The following is a 19773-nucleotide window of genomic DNA, read 5'->3' on the forward strand; positions in this document are numbered from 1 at the left end:
GATCTCCCGAGCATCCGGCGAGTTCCCGCCGCTGTATTCCCGCGTGCGCTGCTTGCTCGTGGCCCAGCCAGGGAGATTGCCGGCGGGTCCGTACACGGTGAGGGACAGAACTCAGGAGGCGTCCCGTCGCCGCCGCCGAACAAGAACGGCGAGAACTACTCCGACGGCGATGACCACCGCCCCGATCCCAGCAATGAGTGAAAGATTGGAGCCAGAGTGTTTCGGCAAGGCCGCATCCGTTGAGGCGCCGCCCCCCGAAGGTGCAGAAACCCCAGCCGTAGAAGTTCCGGTAGTAGCCGGCGCCGCCGTTCCGGAAGGATCGAGTGGGGGCACGTCAGCAGTCAAAGCCTTGACGATGTTGAGAACCCCATACCCACACTCGTCATCCCGCCCCGGTGGCCCGTTGTCATCGGCAGTCGAGGTAAGTCGATGAATAACTTCAGGCGCAGAAAGGCTAGGAAACTTAGCCCGAACCAGCGCAGCCGCCCCCGAAACAATCGCCGTTGCCTGGGATGTGCCTCGGCCTTTAGCGTACTTATTTTCGAGGTCGGTTGTAACCATATCAACGCCTGGGGCGCAGATTTCCACCTTTGGATCTGTAACTGAAAAATCGGCTACATTTCCGTCTCGCCCCACTGCGCCGACGGCAAGTACATCCGTCATCTCTGCGGGGTTGGCTATTGATGGGTCTTCAGACTTGTTTCCAGATGCTGCTACGACAACGGCGTCTGATCGGACCGCCTCGGCTACGGCCTCGTTAAGTTCGCGAGAGCGGGCGACGGATCCGGAAACATTAATTACATCTGCATCGTGCGTGGCGGCCCATTTAATTCCGGCAGGTATACCCAAGCCATTTGGCTTCTTTCCGGCCGCTCGGACGGGAATAAGCGAGGCTTTGGGTGCAATTCCGATTGCGCCGTTACCTGCTTCGTGTCCGTGTGCGGCGATGAGTCCAGCCATCCTTGTTCCGTGACCATTTTCATCGTTCCTCCCTGTGCCGTCGCCGCCTGGGCTAGTATCGGTTCCCCTCCGTAGATTTTGTGAAAGGTCACGGTGTGGCGAAATGCCGGTGTCGACAACTGCAACGGATACGCCGGATCCTTGGGTTATACGATGCGCTTGCGCTAGATCTAGATAATCGACGAACCATTGCTCATCTCGAACCTTATCTGCAAATGCAGGGGTTGATGGACAAAGCGTTACAGCGACTGCGATGATAACGAGCGTCGCTGACTTTCTGGAGATGGTCACCTATCGGCCGCCAATGGTGGGGCCGGGGTCAATGCGCTGTTCTGCAGATGGGAGTAGGATGGGTTCCATCCCTACTCCTGTCTCCCACGGGTTGTCCGGATCCCAGCGTTTGGAGCGTTGATCTTCGTCGGTTTTCGATGTTAGGCGTTGCGTCGGCCTGGTAATTGACTCCTGCCCAATAAGGCCGCCAATCGGATTTGTTCGCAGGCTGCCGCGCGCCGATCCTCCCAGTTGTCCGGCGCGTCCCGATGGCGTTCCGCTAATTGGGGGGGAGCCGCCAATCACTCCTCCATTAAGGGGTGATATTCCTCTACTTCCTGATGAGGGCGGGGCCGTGCCTATGGGGGGATTAGCCGTTGTCGGGGTTCGTGGAGTTGTTGTAGGAGACGTGTTTTGGGTAGGCGTGAAATTCGTTGAGTCAGGTGAGCCGGGAGCTGGCGTAAAAGTAGACGGTGTTTGCGGGGTGCTCCCGAGGCTCGGCGAAGGCTTCAGCGGCTGCTTAGTTCCGCCCAGAATAGGCCCGCTTGACGGCTTTTTCTCCGGCGAGGGCTGCTCGGGCTTGCCAGTCCCTTGGCCGGGAGTGGTACCGGGCGTGCTGACAGTGGTGCTTCTCGCCCTACCTGTATTGGCGGATGCAGTTGATCGCCCAGGGGATCCCAAGCCAGTGGGAACTATAGGACTGGCGCCGCCTGGGCCTAAAATTTCATTGGCGTCGTCGCGAATTATGTTCGGGTTGTATGGCCTTGGGGTGGTGAGGGATGTCTGAGCGGTTGCGAGTTCGGCGGTCAACCCAGTCATGAGCTTCGCCGCCTGTATCTGCAACTCCTCCTGCCGACCTGCCGCAATCGGAGACGGCGGGGGTGGAGGCGCGACAGCCTTTCCGTAGGCTCGGGGCCGATCGCGCATCTCTTGTTCGTAGGCCGCAAGTTTCTGCGTGTTGGCAGCGTGTTCCTGATGGATTGCTTCCATCTTTCGCTTGGCGTCGTCCACGGCGGCGATGGCCGCTGTATAAGCCGTGTGATTGGCAATCGCAGCCTCGTACGTCTCAGTAAGACTCTCTATGAGATTGTCAAGACGATCGACGTAGTTGCGGGATGCTTTGTTGCGTTCAGGCGGCCAAGCTGTGATCAACTTCTCCTTATACTTCTCTACCTGCGTTCGATGCATCAGGACAAGCTCGTAGGACTGACGCCATCCCTGCATGGCTTGCTGATGCGGCAGGTTGTCGTGGTACTGGAGCATGCCCCACAGGTCTGGGACCTGCATGTAGGAGAACCTCGCCGAACGGTCGCCGCCCCCGCCGCCATCCCACTGCACCATCAGAGCGTCCCGTTCCCCTCGAAGGCGGCCTGAACGTCGGAAAGTTTGGCCCGGGAGAAGGCGTCGGCGCCGCGATACTTCGCGCTGATCTCTTCTGCTGATGTGGCGAACTGGTAGGTCCCAGCGATGTAGGAGTCGACGTTCCGGAAGGTCGCGTCTTGGACCTGTCGGTGTGCCCCGAGGAACAGGTACAGCTCGTAGAACTCGCCGTTGGTCGGGAGTTCAGCGAGCATGTTGGCAGCGGCGCGGTCGGCGTGGGGCATGTAGTTCTGTTCGAGGTCGGCCCGAAGGCCTGCGGCGAACTCCTCCATGGCCGCGATGTCCGCCTCGATCCCATCGATGTCGGTGAGGTCGTAGTTGTCGACCGAGCTCCGGTACACAGGCTCGTTGTCTATAGGCATCGGCGAGCCTCCCATCGACAGACGGCGAATGACTCTTGGAGGTTATCGAATCCTCGCGTCGGCTACCGCCCCCTGTGGATGGCCGTTCAGCGCGGCAACCCCGCCGTTCGCCAGGTGCGGGGGTGGGCTCCGGGCCGGGAGGAGAGGAGCCAGTCTGAGGGGGCTTGGGGCGGCGTGGGGTAATTGACCGAAGTGGATCGAGATGCCAGGATGGCGGCCAGCGCCGCCACCTCATGATCGTCTAGGCTTCCCCGTACGACGCTGACCAGCGGTTCCTCATTCATCAACCGAGCGTACGACGTAGGGCCGGAGATCCGGTGACACGTGTCCCACACTCGGCTGATCAATTCGCGGCCGCTCGACAGAACCAGGTATTTTCTGCGTGATGTCTTCTTCTCCCCCTCTCGTTGTCGCTGATCGGTACCGGCTCATCGCGCCGCTCGGTCAGGGCGGGATGGGACGTGTCTGGCGGGCGACCGATGTCGTCCTGCACCGAGAAGTGGCGATCAAGGAACTCGTGCCGCCCCCGGGGCTGACCCCAGGCGAGCGGCAGGAGATGCGTGAGCGCTCCCTTCGCGAGGCGCGCGCCATCGCCCGTCTTAACAACATCAACGTGGTGCGCGTCTTCGACGTGCTCTCCACCGACGCCGACCCGTGGATCGTCATGGAGTACGTGGCCTCGCGTTCTCTCCAGGACACCCTGGCCGCGGACGGGCCGTTCAACGCGCTGCGCACCGCCGAGATCGGCCTGGGTGTGCTCAACGCCCTGCGTGCCGCGCACCGCAACGGTGTGATGCACCGTGACGTCAAGCCGGGCAACGTCCTGCTCGGTGCCGACGGGCGCGTGGTGCTCACCGACTTCGGCCTGGCCACCGTCCCGGGTGATCCGAATGTGACACGGACGGGTCTGGTGCTCGGCTCGCCGGCCTACATCGCGCCGGAGCGTGCGCGGGACGGCACGGCCGGTCCGGCCGCCGATCTGTGGTCGCTGGGTGCCACCCTCTACGCCGCTGTGGAGGGTGCGTCGCCGTTCGCGCGCCCGTCGGCGATCGCCACGCTGGCCGCGCTGGCGACCGAGAACGTGCCGGTCGCACGTAATGCGGGGCCGTTGAAACCGGTGCTCAACGGCCTGTTGCGCAAGGATCCGGCGCACCGCATCAACGCGGAGGAGGCGGAGCGGCTGCTGTCGCGGGCCGCCGGCCGCCGCGGCAAGATCACGTTCCCGATGAGCCCGACGATGCGCCGGCCGGGCGTGGGCCGGGAGCGGCCCTCGCTGCCGAGCGGTCCGGGTGGCCCGCCGGTTCTGCCCGGTTCCGGGTGGGCGACCGCGACGGGTTCGGCCCCGGTCGTACCGAATCCGCGCCCACCGGTGGCGAAACCCGCCGAGGGCCGCCCTCCGCATTTCGCCGCGGGCAAGGCCCAGGTCGGCGGCACACCGCCGGAGGCACCGCGACGCGGCGGCCAGCCCCTCGACCCGACGCGCCTCGACACACCCCCGGTCAAGGACGATCTTTCTGGTACGGGTGACGCGCCCCCATCCGGCGAGGCGCGATCCTCGCGTCCCAGCGGGCTGCAGAGCTCCCGTCCGGGTGTGGTTCCCGCAGGTCAGCCGTCCACGTCGAAGCCCGCCCCCGAGGAGGCCGCCGGCAGCAACGCGCCCACCAACGCGTTGCGTACCGGGTTCACCGCCGCCGACGTGGCCGCCAATCGGCGTAAGCAGGCCGCCCCCGAGCACGAGCGTTCCCTCGCGCAGGCGACGTCCGGGTTCCCCGTGGTGACCCCGCGCAACGCCCCGGCCGAGGCCGACAAGGACGGCGAGGCCCAGGCCACCACCGTGATGCCGGCGGAGAAGCCGGTCACTGAGGAGAAGCCGGCCGACGCGGAAGCCGTCGAGGTGACGAAGACCACAGAGGCCGACGAGCCGGAGACGGCCACCGCCGAGCCCGAGACGGTCGACGAGCCGGTGGAGCAGCCCGCACCGGACGCCGCCGAGGAGAAGGCGGAGACGCCGGAGGAGGCCGGGGCGGCGGAAGCGGCCGACAAGGCGGACGAGGTGGAGGAGGTGGCCGACGACAGGACGTCGGTGGTCGCCGCGCCCGCCGAGAAGACGTCACTGCTCCTGCCGGCGGCACGACCACGGCCGGCCGCAACCGACGACGACAAGACGTCGGTGGTCGCCATGCCGCCGCGCCGACGGATCGTCACCGCCACCGAGCCCGCCACGCAGGTGGTCGGCGACCTCACCACGGAGCCCGGGTTCTCCCGGCCGAGCCGTCCGGCGTGGACGCCCATGCAGATGCGGCCGGTCGCTCGCCGTACCGGTGGGATAACGATTCTCGGCACGACGCTGACCCGCCGCCAGGCCGCCATCGGCTTGGGCATCGTCCTGACGTTCCTGCTGCTCGTCGGCATCATCGTGGTGCAGGCGTTCGGCGATGACGACACGCCCGGCAAGGACGTGACGCAGGCCGGCCCCGGCGCGTCGGCCCCGGTGGTGCCGGGCGGAGGCAAGTCGGAGGCCCCGAAGCCGAGCGACGTTTCGTCTCCGAGCCCGGTCAAGCCGACTTCGGCGCCGCCGTCACCCAGTTCGGAGATTCCGGCGGGCTGGCGTGTCTACAACGGCAGCGGCTACAGCTTCTGGGTTCCGGAGAGTGTGTCGGGCGGTGGCGGCGGTACCGGGACGACCCTCGACTGGGGCAATGGCCGGCAGATCCGTATCGACCTCGTGCCCGGTAAGAACGACCCGGTCGAGTATCTGAGGAGTGACGGCAACACCGGCTACCGGAAGGTCGGCCCCACGCAGGTCGACTTCAACGGCGTGCCGGCGGCCGACCTGGAGTATTACCGCAGCGCGAGCGGCGGCACCCAGCAGCGCGTGCTGCGCCGGGTCTTCGTCGTGAAGAACCAGACCTACGTGCTGACCTGGTACACGGTGGCCGACGACTGGGAGGCCGCGAAGGCCGACCGGGAGAAGGTCTTCCAGGGATTCAAGGCGAAGTGAGTGGGATCCGTGATGTTGGGTAGTTATCCAGCATCACGGATGGAGGTACACCATGAGCTGCCGACGGCACGGCAGTAAGCCGACGATCGCACTGTGGATGCTGGTGGCCGCGGCTGATGTCGCGATCATCGTGGCGTCCACCGGTCTGCTCGCTCTGATGCTGGTCCTGACCGTTCTGGCGGTGACCGCCACGGCCGGTGTGTACGCCGCCAGGTCACTGGCGAACCGCGAACCCGAGCCGGTGAAGGCCGTGGCCAGGCGACGCGCATAGCGGGATCGGCTACAGTCCCCGGCGTGTTGTCGATCGACGGTGTGACTGATCTCTGGGACCAGTTGTTGGGCGCCCAGCCCGACCCGCCCGGGATGCTGGTGCTGCTCACAGCGGTGGCCGGTTTCTTCGCGGTGGCGGTCCGGCCGGTGTGGCGGGTGGCCCGCAACGCCGTCACGATCGCCCATGAGGGTGGTCACGCGCTGATCGCTCTGCTGACCGGGCGCAAGCTGAAAGGCATCCGCCTCGAGTTCGACACGTCCGGCCTGACCCTGTCGGCCGGCCGTCCGACCGGCATCGGCATGATCCTGACCCTGCTCGGCGGCTACATCGCGCCGTCGCTGGTGGGTGTGCTGGGTGCGTGGCTGCTCGGCGGCAACCGGATCACGCTGCTGTTGTGGCTGGCGGTGGCGCTGCTGCTCCTGATGCTGATCAACATCAGGAACCTGTTCGGGGTGATCTCGCTGCTGGTCACGGGCGCGATCGTGTTCGCCGTGTCCTGGTATGCCGAGCCCGAGACGCAGGCGGCTTTCGCGTACGCCGGCGTCTGGTTCCTGCTCTTCGGGGGTGTCCGCCCGGTCTTCGAGCTGCAGAGTCTGCGCGGCCGGGGCCGGATGCGCGATTCGGACGCCGACCAGTTGGCCCGGCTGACCCACCTGCCGGCGCTGTTCTGGGTCGGCGTCTTCCTCGTCGTGAACCTGATCGCCCTTGTCTCCGGCGCGTTCCTGCTGGCCGGTCAGTGGCTGCCCGAGGGCGGACTGAGCCTCTAGAGCGGGATGTTGCCGTGCTTCTTCGGGGGCAGGGTCTCCCGCTTGGTGCGTAGCATCCGCAGGGCCCGGGTCACCTGGATGCGGGTCTGTGACGGCTGGATGACCGCGTCGACGTAACCGCGCTCGGCCGCGATGTACGGGTTGGCCAGCGTGTCCTCGTACTCCTGGATGAGTTCGGTGCGCCGCTGGGCCGGGTCCTCCGCGGCGGCCAGGTCGCCCCGGTACAGGATGTTGACCGCACCCTGCGCGCCCATCACGGCGATCTGCGCGGTCGGCCAGGCGAAGTTGACGTCGGCGCCGAGGTGCTTGGAGCCCATCACGTCGTAGGCGCCGCCGTACGCCTTGCGGGTGATGACGGTGACCTTCGGGACGGTTGCCTCCGCGTACGCGTAGATCAGTTTCGCCCCGCGCCGGATGATGCCGTCCCATTCCTGGCCGGTGCCGGGCAGGAAGCCGGGCACGTCCACGAAGGTCAGCACCGGGATGTTGAACGCGTCACAGGTGCGCACGAAGCGGGCGGCCTTCTCGGACGCGGCGATGTCGAGGGTGCCGGCGAGGCTCATCGGCTGGTTGGCGACGATCCCGACCGGCCGGCCCTCGACACGGCCGAAGCCGACCACGATGTTCTGCGCGTAGAGCGCCTGGACCTCGAGGAACTCGTCGACGACGGTCTCCACGACCTTCTTGATGTCGTACGGCTGGTTCGGCGAGTCCGGGATCAGGGTGTCGAGCGCGTGATCGTCGGCGCCTTCCTCGAGCGCGGAGAACACGATCGGCTCGTCGAGGTTGTTGCTGGGCAGATAGGAGAGCAGCGCGCGAACGTACTCCATCGCGTCGTCCTCGTCGCTGGCCAGGTAGTGCGCGTTGCCGCTGCGGGTGTTGTGGGTACGCGCCCCGCCGAGCTCCTCCATCCCGACCTCTTCACCGGTGACCGTCTTGATCACGTCCGGCCCGGTGATGAACATGTGCGACGTCTGGTCGACCATGACGGTGAAGTCGGTGATCGCGGGGGAGTAGACGGCACCGCCCGCACACGGGCCCATGATCAGCGAGATCTGCGGGATGACGCCGCTGGCCCGGACGTTGCGGAAGAAGATGTCGGCGTAGAGGCCGAGCGCGACCACGCCCTCCTGGATGCGGGCGCCGCCGGAGTCGTTGATCCCGATGATCGGGCAGCCGATCTTCATGGCCAGGTCGAGGACCTTGACGATCTTCTCGCCGAAGACCTCGCCGAGGGACCCGCCGAAGACCGTGAAGTCCTGGGAGAAGACGCAGACCTGGCGCCCGTCGATGGTGCCGTGGCCGGTGACGACGCCGTCGCCGTACGGCCGGTTCTTCTCCAGGCCGAAGGCGGTGGACCGGTGCCGGGCCAGCTCGTCGAGCTCGACGAAGGAGTCCTTGTCGAGGAGCATCTCGATGCGTTCGCGGGCCGTCTTCTTGCCGCGGGCGTGCTGTTTCTCGATGGCGCGTGCTGATCCGGCGTGCACGGCCTCGTCGGTGCGGCGGGCGAGTTCGGCCAGCTTGCCGGCGGTGGTGTGGATGTCGGGCTCTGTCGTCACGAAGGTCTCCACCCTCTGAGCGATCGTTAAGGCAACGATCAGCATCGTAACCGGGCCACGTCGCACACGGAGGGCGTCGCTACGCGTGCGTTTCATACCCAATGCCCCATTCGTTACTACCGGCGTGACGAACTGGATGACCGCGGCTGGGCTCGCCTTCATCGCAGGCGGCCTCGCCACACTGATCAGCTTCCGCACCGTGATCTTCAGTGGCGGTGCTCGCCGGGCGAACTCCCCTCGCCGACGGCGCCCGGAAGCCACCGCGAGGTCCCTGCCCGGACCGCAGGTGACGGTGGAGGCGGCCGCGCGCGGTGACGGAGAGCCCCGGCCCGAGCGCAGGCGCAGGCTGGCAGCCGCCTTCAGCGGCCGGCCGGCGGACGGCGAGGCGAGCCCCAGCGGGCTGGCCTCGATCGGGCTGGCCGACGACGAGGACCTGGCCGACGACGAGTATCTGGGCGAGCCGCCGTACGACGACGACGAGCGACTCGGCTACGAGAACGGCTACCCGGAGGACGAGCTGTGGCCGCCGCGCCGGCGCCGCAGGGACCCGGAACCGGACGGGCCGGCATGGGCGCGGCGCGACATCGAGAGCCCGGGTGGCTACGGCGGCCGTTTCACCGACCCGCCGCAGCCCGGTGACTACTGGACCCCCCTGCCCGACGACCTCTTCGACCCGCCGGAGATCGCCGCGCTGCCGCCGGTGCCCGACTACGAGCCCGCGACCGGCTTCGACCTGCCGGTGGTGCCGCCGATCGGCCCGGCGCCGGAATGGCCGCCGCGGGAACCACGGGTGAACCTGCCGCAGTCGTGGGCCGAGCGCGACGCCCAGCCCCGGCCGGTCCAGGACGAGCCCGAGGAGCGGCCGAGCCCGCGCCCGCGGCCCTATGTCAGCAGGCACAGCGCGGGGCCGCACTGATTCACCCGGCTAGGCTGCCGGGATGGCTTACACCGAGCTCGACCGGCCGCCGTTGTCCACACGGGCACTGAACCGTGCTCTGGTCGTACCCGGTGGATTCTGGTCGAGGATCGACGTGCGGGAGGAGACCGGCTCGACGAACGCCGACGTCGCGGCGGCGGCCGCGTCCGGCGAGCCGGAGGGTCTCGTGGTGGTGGCCGAGAGTCAGGTCGCCGGACGCGGCCGGCGAGACCGCCAGTGGGTGTCGCCGCCGCGGGCCGGGCTCACGGTCAGCATGCTGCTGCGGCCCGGTCCCGGTGTGCCGGCGTCGGCGTTCGGCTGGCTGCCGCTGCTCGCGGGGGTGGCGCTGGTCGAGGCGGTGGCCCGGGTGGCCGAGGTGGACGCTGCTCTGAAATGGCCCAACGACCTGCTCGTCGGCGAGCGCAAGTGCGCCGGGATCCTGGCCGAGGTGTCCGGTGACGCCGTGGTGATCGGCGTCGGTCTCAACGTCAGCACCCGCGCCGACGAGCTGCCCGAGACGACCGGTGTGCCGGCCACCTCGCTGCTCGTGGCCGGCGCCGACAAGCCGGATCGCAGCCCCTTGCTCAAGGCGCTGCTGCGGAGCACCGCCCGGTGGTACGAGGGGTGGCGAGAGGCCGGCGGCGACGCCGAGATGTGCGGCCTGCTCGCCGCCTACCAGCGGCATTGCGCGACGATCGGCCGCCGGGTGCGGGTGCTGCTGCCCGGTGGCGGTGAGCGTTCCGGCGAGGCACTGGCCGTGGACCGGGACGGCCAATTGGTGATCCGTACGGAGGAAGGCGCCGATTTCCGCGTCTCGGCGGGGGATGTCCTGCACGTACGCTGACGGCGTGGCGTTCCCGGAGGATGTTCTGGCGGACGAGGAGGAGATCGTTCTCCATCTGCGTCCGCACTGGAAGGCAGTGGTGCTGCCGGCCGTCGTACTGCTGCTGGCCGTGGCCGGTCTGATCATGGGCCTGGTGCTTCTCCCGCCGACCGACGGCGGCCGGATCGGCCTGCTGCTGGTCGCCGCGATCATGCTCTACTACGGCGGCCGGTACGGGATGTATCCGCTGCTCGACTGGCGCTGCACCGAGTACGTGCTGACCGGCGAGCGGCTGCTCATGCAACGGGGAATCGTCGACCGGGAGCGCCGTGACCTGCCGCTCAACCGGGTCAACGACCACACGATGGCCCAGTCCCTGCTGGACCGTCTGCTCGGCAGCGGCACGCTGACCATCGACTCGATCGGGGACCAGCGGGCCGTGCTGGCCGGGGTGCCCGCCGCCCAGCTGGTGCAGAGCACCCTCTACGAGCTGATCGAGCTGGCCCCGGCTCCTGTCGAGGACGAGGAGGAAGAGGAGGAGCCTCAGCGGGGGTCGAGCTCCGGCCGCAGATCCAGGTGAGCCACGCTGCCCGGCTCGTCGATCGCGCTCAGCTCGGCGAACCCGGCGGTCGCGTCCATGTCGGTGATGGCGCCCTCGTGACCGTCGACCGGCGGCTTCAGGAAGACGAACGTCCGGTACGCCCAGAAGCGGAAGATCGTGGCGATGCCGATACCGAGGGTCGTCATGCCGAGCAGCAGGAACTTGTCGTCGTGCTCGGAGAGGCCGAACCCGTACTTGCCGAGGTAGGTCATGCCCGACTGGATGACCATGCCGACCAGATTGAAGCCGAAGAACAGCGTGTACTCCCGGCGGAGGGCGGTCCGGGTGTGGTGGCGGTAGGTCCAGTAGCGGTTCGCCACGTACGCCAGGGTGGTGGTGATGACCGTGGCGAGGACACTCGCCTTCACCGGCCCGATCGGCATCGCCACCCAGTAGATCGCGAGATAGAGCAGGGTGTTGCCGGCGCCGATGATGCCGAAGGCGAAGGCTTCGGGGGCGAGCCGGCGGAGGCGTTCCGTCAGCATGCTGGCTGAGGGCATTGGGCAACCTTACGGGAACGGGGGCGATTACGCCGAGTCACTGTGAAACTGGCGCCGGGGCGGCGGTGACCCGGAAGACGAATCGGCGGTAGGACCAGAAGCGGAACATGGTACCGAGGACTGTCCCGACGCCGACGCCCGCGATGTTGTCGGCGAGTGGGCTCTGCAGCTGCGGCCAGATCTGCCCGAGGCCGTAGTGGCTGATCGCGAGGCATGCCAGAGCGATACCCAGGCCGATCAGGTTCAGTACGAAGAACGTCGTGTACTGCCGCGCCATGTTGGTGTGCTCACCGTCACGCCACGTCCAGAAACGGTTGCCGAAGAACGCGATCGTGGTGGCCACGATGGTGGAGACGGCCTTGGCGGTCAGCGTCTCCAGCCCGCTCGACAGCAGGATGTTGAAGAGCACGAAGTCAACGGTGAAGGCGATGCCGCCGACCACTCCGAATTTGCCCAACTCGCGGACGAGTCCCGTGATCCGGGTGCGCAGGGTGTTCGCCTGCGGATGTTTGGGGGGCACGGATCCGAGGGTACCGGCGCGGGTCACCCAGCGCCGTCCTCGTTGCCGGGTCTTAACCGGACGTCTCGGCATGGTGACGCTGGCGATACGGGGCGTGACGGAATCCGTCGACCTCGCGGATCTCGGCCAGCCTGTTCCGGCATTCCGAGCACCATCCCAGGTGGCCGCGCATGCGATGTGCGTCACGCGGGGCGAGCCGTCCGCGGAGCTGGCCGCCGAGCCGCTCGCCGGCCCAGCGGCATTCCGGATGGTCGGCCACGGCCACGTGCTGCTGCAGATAGAGGCTGCGCAGTCCCTCGCGTGCGCGATGGGCGAGGACGGCCACCGCGTTCGGGGTGAGGCCCATCCGTGGCGCCAGCTCGGCCGGTGTGCTGCCCTCCACCTCGGTCTGCCACAGCACGTCACGCCAGCGCTCGGGCAACTGCCGGAAGGCGGCCGCCGCGAACGTACGCTCCAGCCGGTCCAGTGCCGGGTCGGTGAACGGTTCGCCCGCGTCGTACCGGGTCAGGTCGTCGGTGAACTCCAGGCGCCGGTCCCGTCGCGCCCGCTGATATCTGAGGTGGCGCATGGTCGTGTGCAGATAGGCGCGGAACGCCACCAGCGGCCCCCGGCCGGCGCGCAGCGTCGCGAACACCTTGGCGAACGTCTCGGCCACCAGGTCGTCGACGTCGGCGCGATCGTGGACCAGTCCGAAGGCGAACTTGCGGGCTGCCACGTGGTGGCGCTCGTAGAGCGTCCCGAACGCGGCGGTGTCGCCGGCCCGGACCGCGGCCAGCAGGCCGGTGTCCGAGTCCGCGTCGGTGCCCGGGATCGTCATTCCGCCTCCTGTGGCAGGAACTGCGAGGAAAGCCCGATTAGGCGAAAGTCTAAGCCGATAAGTCCTATTTGTGAAAGTTGTCGAGAGTGACGGTGTGGCTCGGCCGGATCGGGCCGGCTTGCGCACAGTTGCGCTTTGCGGCGAAGAATCGCTCGTCTGCGAGCAAAGCAACCAAAGATTGTGCGGTTGTCCACAGATGCAACCGATGAACTCAATGCTCAGTCGGGCTTACGCTGACGTGACTCCCCCATGACAGAGCCGGTTTATCCGGTTGATCAGTCATAGGTCAGTGCCGACCGAAGGAGCTTCACCTTGACTCAGCCCCCTACCTCGCACCCGCGGTTGCTCGCGTGGATCGACGAGGTCGCCGCCCTGACCACACCCGACCGCATCGTCTGGTGCGACGGTTCCGAGGCCGAGTGGACCCGTCTCACCGACGAGCTCGTCGAGTCCGGCGCCCTGGTGCGCCTCGACGACGAGAAGAAACCGAACTCGTTCTGGGCGCGCACCGACCCGTCCGATGTGGCGCGCGTCGAGGAGCGCACCTACATCTGCTCGGTCGACGAGGCCGACGCCGGTCCCACCAACAACTGGATGGACCCGGCCGAGATGAAGCAACTGATGACCGGGCTGTACCGGGGATGTATGACCGGCCGGACGATGTACGTCGTCCCGTTCTGCATGGGCCCGCTCGACGCGGCCGAGCCGATGTTCGGCGTCGAGCTGACCGACAGCCCCTACGTGGTGGCCAGCATGCGGATCATGACCCGGATGGGCGCCGAGGTCCTCAAGGTGATGGGCGACGACGCCGACTTCGTCCCGGCACTGCACTCGATCGGCGCGCCCCTGACCGAGGGGCAGCAGGACGTCGCCTGGCCGTGCAACGAGACGAAGTACATCTCGCACTTCCCGGAGACCCGGGAGATCTGGTCGTTCGGCTCGGGTTACGGGGGCAACTCGCTGCTGGGCAAGAAGTGCTTCGCGCTGCGGATCGCCAGCGTGGCCGCCCGCGACGAGGGCTGGCTCGCCGAGCACATGCTGATCATGAAGCTGACCTCGCCGGAAGGTGTCGTCCGGTACATCGCCGGCGCGTTCCCGTCGGCGTGCGGCAAGACCAACCTCGCGATGCTGGAGCCGACTCTCGACGGGTGGAAGGTCGAGACCGTCGGTGACGACATCGCCTGGATGCGGTTCGGCGAGGACGGCCGGCTGTGGGCCACGAACCCCGAGTTCGGCCTGTTCGGCGTCGCGCCCGGCACCGACTTCCACACCAACCCGAACGCGATGCGCACCCTGGCCAAGGGCAACTCGGTCTTCACCAACGTGGCGCTCACCGACGACGGCGACATCTGGTGGGAGGGCATGGGCGAGCCGCCCGCGCACCTGACCGACTGGAAGGGCAAGGACTGGACGCCCGAGTCGGACGCCGTCTCCAGCCACCCGAACAGCCGGTTCTGCACGCCGATCGAGCAGTGCCCGATCCTCGCCGACGAATACCATGACCCGCGGGGCGTACCGATCGACGCGATCCTCTTCGGCGGCCGCCGCAAGACCACGATCCCGCTGGTCAGCGAGGCCCGCGACTGGGTGCACGGGGTCTACCTGGGCGCCACCCTGTCGTCGGAGACCACCGCGGCCGCGGTCGGCCAGGTCGGTGTGGTCCGGCGCGACCCGATGGCGATGCTGCCGTTCATCGGCTACCACGCCGGCGACTACTTCCAGCACTGGATCGACATGGCCAAGGGCGCGTCCGGCGACGCCGCCAAGCTGCCGAAGGTCTTCTACGTCAACTGGTTCCGGCGCGGCGACGAGGGCCAGTTCCTGTGGCCCGGATTCGGTGAGAACAGCCGTGTCCTCAAGTGGGTCGTCGAGCGCCTCGACGGCAAGGCCGACGCCGTCGAGACCCCGATCGGGCACGTGCCCACCCCGGAGGCGCTCGACCTGACCGGCCTGGACATCGACCCGGCCGACCTGGCGGCGGCGCTGCGGGTCGACCCGGCCGAGTGGCAGGCGGAGATTCCGCAGGTCACCGAATGGTTCAACAAGTTCGGCGACAAGCTCCCGGCCGTACTCTGGGCCGAGCTCGACGCGCTGAAGGCGCGCCTCGCCGACGCCTGACAACCGGACGGTCCCGCCCGCGGCAACGGCGCCCGGGCGGGACCGGCCGGTCGGCGGACCGCCCGATCGCACGATCGGGCGCATCCTCGTTGCGGACGGCCCCATGGCGCCCCGCCCCGCTTGAGCCTCTGGCGGGGGTGGCTACGCTTTGGGGTGATGAGTCTGCGTTCTCTGGTCTACACCTTTTACGAGCGGCGGCTGGCGGGGAAGCTGGCCGGCAAGCCCGTGCCCAAACACATCGGCGTGATGTGCGACGGCAACCGCCGGTGGGCCCGGGAGATGGGCTTCGTCGACCCCAACGACGGCCACCGGGTCGGCGCCACCCGCGTCAAGGACCTGCTGACCTGGTGCGACCAGTCCGGTATCGAGCACGTCACGCTCTACCTGCTGGCCACCGACAACCTGCGCCGCGCCGCCGCCGAGCTGGACCCCCTCGTCAAGATCATCGAGGACCTGGCGACCGAGCTGGCCGAGGAGGGCAACCCCTGGCGGCTGCGCATGGTCGGCGCCCTCGACCTGCTGCCCGCCGCCACCGCCGCCACCCTGAAGGCCGCGCAGGAGAAGACCCGCGACCGCTGCGACGGCGTCGAGGTCAACATGGCGGTCGGCTACGGCGGCCGTCGCGAGATCACCGACGCGGTCCGCTCCCTGCTCTACGAGCACGCCGCGACCGGCGGCACCATCGAGGAGCTGGCCGAGATCCTCGACGTCGAACACATCGCCGAACACCTCTACACCCGCGGCCAGCCCGACCCCGACCTCGTCATCCGCACCAGCGGCGAACAGCGCCTCTCCGGTTTCCTGCTGTGGCAGTCGGCCCATTCGGAGTTCTACTTCCACGACGCCAACTGGCCCGACTTCCGCCGCATCGACTTCTTGCGGGCGTTGCGCTCATACGCCTCCCGCCAGCGCCGTTACGGCGCCTGACCGGCCCCGCTCCCCGTCCTCCGGGCGCCGTCCGCTCCGCGGCCACCACGCGCCCTTCTTCCGTCCGGCGATGACGTTCCGCTCCGAACCCACGTCCCGGTCCACGGCCCCCTGCGCCCACTGCCGGTCCACGTGTCACCTGCGCCCTGCCTTCCGGTCTGACGCCGCTTGCGGCCCACCTTCCGGTCCGCGGTCGCTTGCGGCCCACCTTCCGGTCTGCGGTCGCTTGCGGCCCACCTTCCGGTCTGCGGTCGCTTGCGGCCCACCTTCCGGTCCCTGGTCACCTCGCGCGACCCTCCGGCGGCACCGTCCGGCGCGACCTTCCGGCGGCACCGTCCGGCGCGACCTTCCGGCGGCACCTTCCGGCGGCACCTTCCGGTCCGCGCATATCTCTCGGTCCGAGATCGCTTTGCCCTCCGCGCCTACCTCTCGGTCCCTGATCAGCGTTGCGGCCCGCGGTGTCTTACCGCCGATCCCTTTCTTGTACGGCCGGCTGGCCCACCGAACCCACCCCGCCCCTGGCTACCACGATGCGCGAACCGTGGCCGTCGCCCGGTCCGTGGTGGTTGCGGAGGTAACCAGGCGGCCGGATTTCGTTGTCATGGCCACTTGTAGTCTGCGCTGATTGCGGCAACAGCGGTGACGAGCGCATACAAAGGCGTTGTGTGGGCTTCTGTCACCGCGATGGCGTGTTCAGTCCCATGAGGATCTTTCATCGCTGATGTCCCGGGACATGACAATCGCCGTGGCGAGGATAGCGCGCACGATCCGTGCTCCGTGTGCGTTGATCGTCGCTTACGGCGACGGTGAGATCGCACGATCCGCGACTGTGTGCGCCTATCGTCCCTCGTGCGACGTCGACATGGCCGGCGAGACGGGTGCCGTGCGTGTGACGTCGACATGGCCGGCGAGACGGGTGCGGTGCGTAGGCAGGCCGCCGGTGCGGCGACCACCACCGTATGCCGAGTTCGCCCGGCCGATCTAGGCCGATACACCACCGAATGCGGTGGTCAATCGGTCAAGATCCGGCCGGGCAGCCCGGTGAACGTCCTGGTCAAGGCTCCGGTCGGGTGGCGCCGAGCCGGGAAGACGAGTGGTGCCAGGAATACAGCGCTGACGGCGTGGCGCCGCATCCGCACGGGCTGACGGCGTGGCGCCGCATCCGCACGGGCTGACGGCGTGGCGCCGCATCCGCACGGGCTGACGGCGTGGCGCCGCATCCGCACGGGCCGGCGGCGTGGCGCCGCATCCGCACGGGCCGGCGGCGTGGCGCCGCATCCGCACGGGCCGGCGGCGTGGCGCCGCATCCGAAAGGGGCTGTGAACACAGGTCTCCGGATGATGCGGTGACCGTGGACGTCGCGTGGGAAGCACGGGACGTCCACGTGGTGGGGGGGGCGACCCACACCCGCACCCACCAAGGGGGTCAGAAGCGACCCAGGCCCTCGGTGAGGAAAGCGGCCACCGCGTCGGGGGACTCCAGGGTCAGGTCGGCGGCGCTGGAGACCTCGGCCCCGGTCTCGGGGTTGGCGACGGCGACGGCCATGCCGAAGAAGGCGGGGTCGACGGCCTCGCGGGCACGCAGCGCGTCGAATGCCTTGATGTCGGACATGTCGTCACCGAAATACCAGGCGCAGCCGGCGTTGCGGACGCCCTCGGTGATGACCACGCCCTTGTCCTGGTCGACGGGGGGTTTGAGCTCGACCACCATGCGACCGTGCTGGATGCGCAGGCCGAGCCGCTCGGCCTGCTCGTGGGCCCACCGCTCGACGGCGCGGGCCTGGTCGGGGGCGGTGCGGTAGTGCAGGGCCACGGAGAGCCTCTTGTACTCCACGAGGATCTCGGCGGGCAGCTCGGTGCGGGCCAGCTCGGCGAGGTCGGACATCGCGGGCACGAAGTCGAGGGCGGCCGGCTCGGTGACGACCTGGCCGTCGTGCCACACCTCCAGGCCGTAGAGGCCGTGCAGGTCGACGTTGTCGAGGCTCTCGAAGCGGGATCTCAGGAAACTGACCGGACGGGCCGAGACGATCGCCACACGGGCGACCGAGTCGGCCAGACGCTCCAGGACGCCGAGCACTTCGGGCACCGGCTGTGAGGCGTCCGGGTCGTCGGTGACGGGTGAAAGGACACCGTCGAAGTCGAAGAAGAACGTCGTCGCGGAGGCGCGTGAAGCGGTGAACGCCCACGCCTCGTCGGTGGTCAGCGGGTGTATCGGGCGCGCAGTCTCTGCCACGGGAGCCAGATTACCCGCGGATGGTCCTCTTTTAAGCCCGCCGATTTCGGTCCGAGGCGAGCGTCACCCTTCGGTGCCCGATTTTGCGCACTACCGCGGGACGTAGTTGACCGCTAGCGTTTGAGTCATGGCACGGGGTCGTCCCGGGCCAGCCGGTCGGCCCGGACCTGCGACGACTGCGCCACGGGGACCGCAATCCGACCCCGTGCAGAGGGCCGGCGACCGGTAGGTGGCGGACCGCGGGCGTACCGGGTTGCACGCCCGCTGGAGCAGGCCTGTGACATCTCGCCGTACCGATGCCGGGGTCGACCAGAACCCGGCCGAAAAAGTCTCCAGCAGCCGTGCCACGACGGGTCGTCGTAAGACCCGGGACAGGCACGCCGACGCGGAACCCGCCACCGCCGGCAGGGTCTTCGTTCTGGACACTTCGGTCCTGCTGTCCGACCCGGCGGCTTTCCGCCGGTTCACCGACCACGAGGTGGTCGTGCCTCTCGTGGTCATCTCCGAGCTGGAGGGTAAACGTCACCACCCCGAGTTGGGCTGGTTCGCCCGGCAGGCGCTGCGGATGCTGGACGAGCTGCGGATCAAGTTCGGCCGCCTGGACCAGCCGGTGCTCTGCAACGACGAGGGTGGCACGCTGCGGGTCGAGCTCAACCACGCCGACCAGAGCGCGCTGCCGCACGGCTTCCGTAACGACTCCAACGACACCCGCATCCTCTCGGTGGCGCTGGGCCTGGCCGCCGAGGGCCGTGAGGTGACGCTGGTCAGCAAGGACATGCCGCTGCGGGTCAAGGCGGCCTCGGTCGGTCTGACCGCCGACGAGTACCGGCACGGCCAGGCCAGCGACCCCACCTGGACCGGGATGGCCGACCTGGAGCTCTCCGAGGAGCAGGTGGTCTCGCTCTACTCCGGCGACGAGCTGGAGGTGGAGGAGGCGGAGAACCTGCCGTGCCACACCGGCCTGGTGATCCATTCGCCGCGGGGTTCGGCGCTGGCCCGGGTCAACCCGGACAAGTCGATCAAGCTGGTCCGTGGCGACCGGGACGCGTTCGGGCTGCGGGGCCGCTCGGCCGAGCAGCGGGTGGCGCTGGACATCCTGATGGACGAGCAGATCGGCATCGTGTCGCTGGGCGGCCGGGCCGGTACCGGTAAGTCGGCTCTGGCGCTCTGCGCGGGCCTGGAGGCGACGATGGAGCGCAACCGCCACAAGAAGGTGGTGGTGTTCCGCCCGCTCTACGCCGTCGGCGGCCAGGAGCTCGGCTACCTGCCCGGCAGCGAGTCGGAGAAGATGTCGCCCTGGGCGCAGGCGGTCTTCGACACGCTCGGTTCGGTGGCGCATTCCAACGTGGTCGACGAGGTGATGGCCCGCGGCATGCTCGAGGTGCTGCCGCTGACCCACATCCGGGGCCGGAGCCTGCACGACGCGTTCGTGATCGTCGACGAGGCGCAGTCGCTGGAGCGCAACGTGCTGCTGACCGTGCTCTCCCGGATCGGGCAGAACTCGCGGGTCGTGCTGACCCACGACGTCGCCCAGCGGGACAACCTTCGGGTCGGCCGGCATGACGGTGTCACGGCGGTGATCGAGGCGCTGAAGGGTCATCCGATCTTCGCGCACGTGACCCTCACCCGGTCGGAGCGTTCGCCGATCGCCGAGGTGGTGACCGACCTGCTGGAGGAAATCCCGCTGTAAGAGATCGTGAGAACGTCAGCGTGGCTGCTTCGTGCCGGATTCACCCGGTAAGTCGTGTG

Annotated in this window: 16 protein-coding genes and 1 pseudogene; 9 read left to right on the forward strand and 8 right to left on the reverse strand. The window is 68.2% G+C overall.

Annotated features, from left to right (window positions below):
- Positions 1 to 111 precede the first annotated feature (111 nt).
- The 3 genes from ACFO0C_RS21250 to ACFO0C_RS21260 all read right to left on the reverse strand — a co-directional run bounded on the left by ACFO0C_RS21250 (position 112) and on the right by ACFO0C_RS21260 (position 3256).
- Positions 112 to 1251 carry a S8 family serine peptidase gene (locus ACFO0C_RS21250; protein WP_378068379.1) on the reverse strand — a complete coding sequence of 380 codons (1140 nt, stop codon included), beginning with the start codon at positions 1249 to 1251 and terminating at the stop codon, positions 112 to 114.
- A 1319-nt stretch (positions 1252 to 2570) separates the two neighbouring features.
- A complete protein-coding gene (locus ACFO0C_RS21255) occupies positions 2571 to 2972 on the reverse strand; it encodes a hypothetical protein (protein WP_378068380.1) in 402 nt (133 codons plus the stop codon).
- Positions 2973 to 3058: 86 nt separating this feature from the next.
- Positions 3059 to 3256, reverse strand: coding sequence for an acyl-CoA carboxylase subunit epsilon (locus ACFO0C_RS21260; protein ID WP_378068381.1), 198 nt, complete (start codon positions 3254 to 3256; stop codon positions 3059 to 3061).
- A 101-nt stretch (positions 3257 to 3357) separates the two neighbouring features.
- Here ACFO0C_RS21260 and ACFO0C_RS49040 point away from each other — a divergent pair.
- From ACFO0C_RS49040 to ACFO0C_RS21275, 3 genes and pseudogenes are all read left to right on the forward strand, one after another.
- Positions 3358 to 4647 (forward strand): annotated as a pseudogene (locus ACFO0C_RS49040) (protein kinase domain-containing protein); the annotation flags it as partial.
- A gap of 1378 nt (positions 4648 to 6025) precedes the next feature.
- Positions 6026 to 6244 carry a hypothetical protein gene (locus ACFO0C_RS21270; RefSeq protein ID WP_378068383.1) on the forward strand — a complete coding sequence of 73 codons (219 nt, stop codon included), beginning with the start codon at positions 6026 to 6028 and terminating at the stop codon, positions 6242 to 6244.
- A gap of 23 nt (positions 6245 to 6267) precedes the next feature.
- The gene (locus ACFO0C_RS21275; protein ID WP_378068384.1) at positions 6268 to 7011 is read left to right on the forward strand and encodes a M50 family metallopeptidase; all 744 of its coding nucleotides are present in this window, start codon (positions 6268 to 6270) and stop codon (positions 7009 to 7011) included.
- On the opposite strand, the gene ACFO0C_RS21280 is transcribed toward ACFO0C_RS21275, so the two are convergent.
- Positions 7008 to 8570 (reverse strand): acyl-CoA carboxylase subunit beta, encoded by a 1563-nt coding sequence (locus tag ACFO0C_RS21280; RefSeq protein WP_378068385.1) that lies wholly within the window; start codon positions 8568 to 8570, stop codon positions 7008 to 7010. The genes ACFO0C_RS21275 and ACFO0C_RS21280 overlap by 4 nt on opposite strands.
- Before the next feature lie 124 nt (positions 8571 to 8694).
- Here ACFO0C_RS21280 and ACFO0C_RS21285 point away from each other — a divergent pair, with 124 nt between their 5' ends.
- The 3 genes from ACFO0C_RS21285 to ACFO0C_RS21295 are packed head-to-tail and all read left to right on the forward strand — an operon-like array spanning position 8695 to position 10889.
- Complete coding sequence (locus ACFO0C_RS21285; protein ID WP_378068386.1) at positions 8695 to 9486, forward strand: hypothetical protein; 792 nt, start codon at positions 8695 to 8697, stop codon at positions 9484 to 9486.
- Between the two features lie 22 nt (positions 9487 to 9508).
- The gene (locus ACFO0C_RS21290) at positions 9509 to 10330 is read left to right on the forward strand and encodes a biotin--[acetyl-CoA-carboxylase] ligase (protein ID WP_378068387.1); all 822 of its coding nucleotides are present in this window, start codon (positions 9509 to 9511) and stop codon (positions 10328 to 10330) included.
- A gap of 4 nt (positions 10331 to 10334) precedes the next feature.
- Positions 10335 to 10889: a PH domain-containing protein gene (locus ACFO0C_RS21295; RefSeq protein ID WP_378068388.1), complete on the forward strand. Its 555-nt coding sequence runs from the start codon at positions 10335 to 10337 to the stop codon at positions 10887 to 10889.
- Here the strand turns inward: ACFO0C_RS21295 and ACFO0C_RS21300 are convergent.
- Genes ACFO0C_RS21300 through ACFO0C_RS21310 form a run of 3 tightly spaced genes read right to left on the reverse strand, consistent with a single transcriptional unit; the run spans position 10853 to position 12747 of the window.
- Positions 10853 to 11410, reverse strand: a complete 558-nt coding sequence (locus ACFO0C_RS21300; protein ID WP_378068389.1) for a GtrA family protein — start codon at positions 11408 to 11410, stop codon at positions 10853 to 10855. The genes ACFO0C_RS21295 and ACFO0C_RS21300 overlap by 37 nt on opposite strands.
- 37 nt (positions 11411 to 11447) lie before the next feature.
- Positions 11448 to 12002 (reverse strand): GtrA family protein, encoded by a 555-nt coding sequence (locus tag ACFO0C_RS21305; protein WP_378068390.1) that lies wholly within the window; start codon positions 12000 to 12002, stop codon positions 11448 to 11450.
- Positions 11983 to 12747, reverse strand: coding sequence for a sigma-70 family RNA polymerase sigma factor (locus ACFO0C_RS21310; RefSeq protein ID WP_378068391.1), 765 nt, complete (start codon positions 12745 to 12747; stop codon positions 11983 to 11985). Before ACFO0C_RS21310 ends, ACFO0C_RS21305 begins: the two co-directional genes overlap by 20 nt.
- A 312-nt stretch (positions 12748 to 13059) precedes the next feature.
- On the opposite strand from ACFO0C_RS21310, the gene ACFO0C_RS21315 reads away from it, so the two are divergent.
- Complete coding sequence (locus tag ACFO0C_RS21315) at positions 13060 to 14865, forward strand: phosphoenolpyruvate carboxykinase (GTP) (protein WP_378068392.1); 1806 nt, start codon at positions 13060 to 13062, stop codon at positions 14863 to 14865.
- Between the two features lie 156 nt (positions 14866 to 15021).
- A complete protein-coding gene (locus ACFO0C_RS21320; protein ID WP_378068393.1) occupies positions 15022 to 15792 on the forward strand; it encodes an isoprenyl transferase in 771 nt (256 codons plus the stop codon).
- Between the two features lie 1425 nt (positions 15793 to 17217).
- Here the strand turns inward: ACFO0C_RS21320 and otsB are convergent.
- Positions 17218 to 18024 carry a trehalose-phosphatase gene (gene otsB, locus ACFO0C_RS21325; RefSeq protein ID WP_378068394.1) on the reverse strand — a complete coding sequence of 269 codons (807 nt, stop codon included), beginning with the start codon at positions 18022 to 18024 and terminating at the stop codon, positions 17218 to 17220.
- Between the two features lie 277 nt (positions 18025 to 18301).
- Between otsB and ACFO0C_RS21330 the strand changes: the two genes are divergently transcribed.
- Positions 18302 to 19714, forward strand: coding sequence for a PhoH family protein (locus tag ACFO0C_RS21330; RefSeq protein WP_378068395.1), 1413 nt, complete (start codon positions 18302 to 18304; stop codon positions 19712 to 19714).
- Positions 19715 to 19773: the final 59 nt, after the last annotated feature.

This window comes from Actinoplanes subglobosus, assembly GCF_042650585.1.
Classification (GTDB): Bacteria; Actinomycetota; Actinomycetes; order Mycobacteriales; family Micromonosporaceae; genus Actinoplanes; species Actinoplanes subglobosus.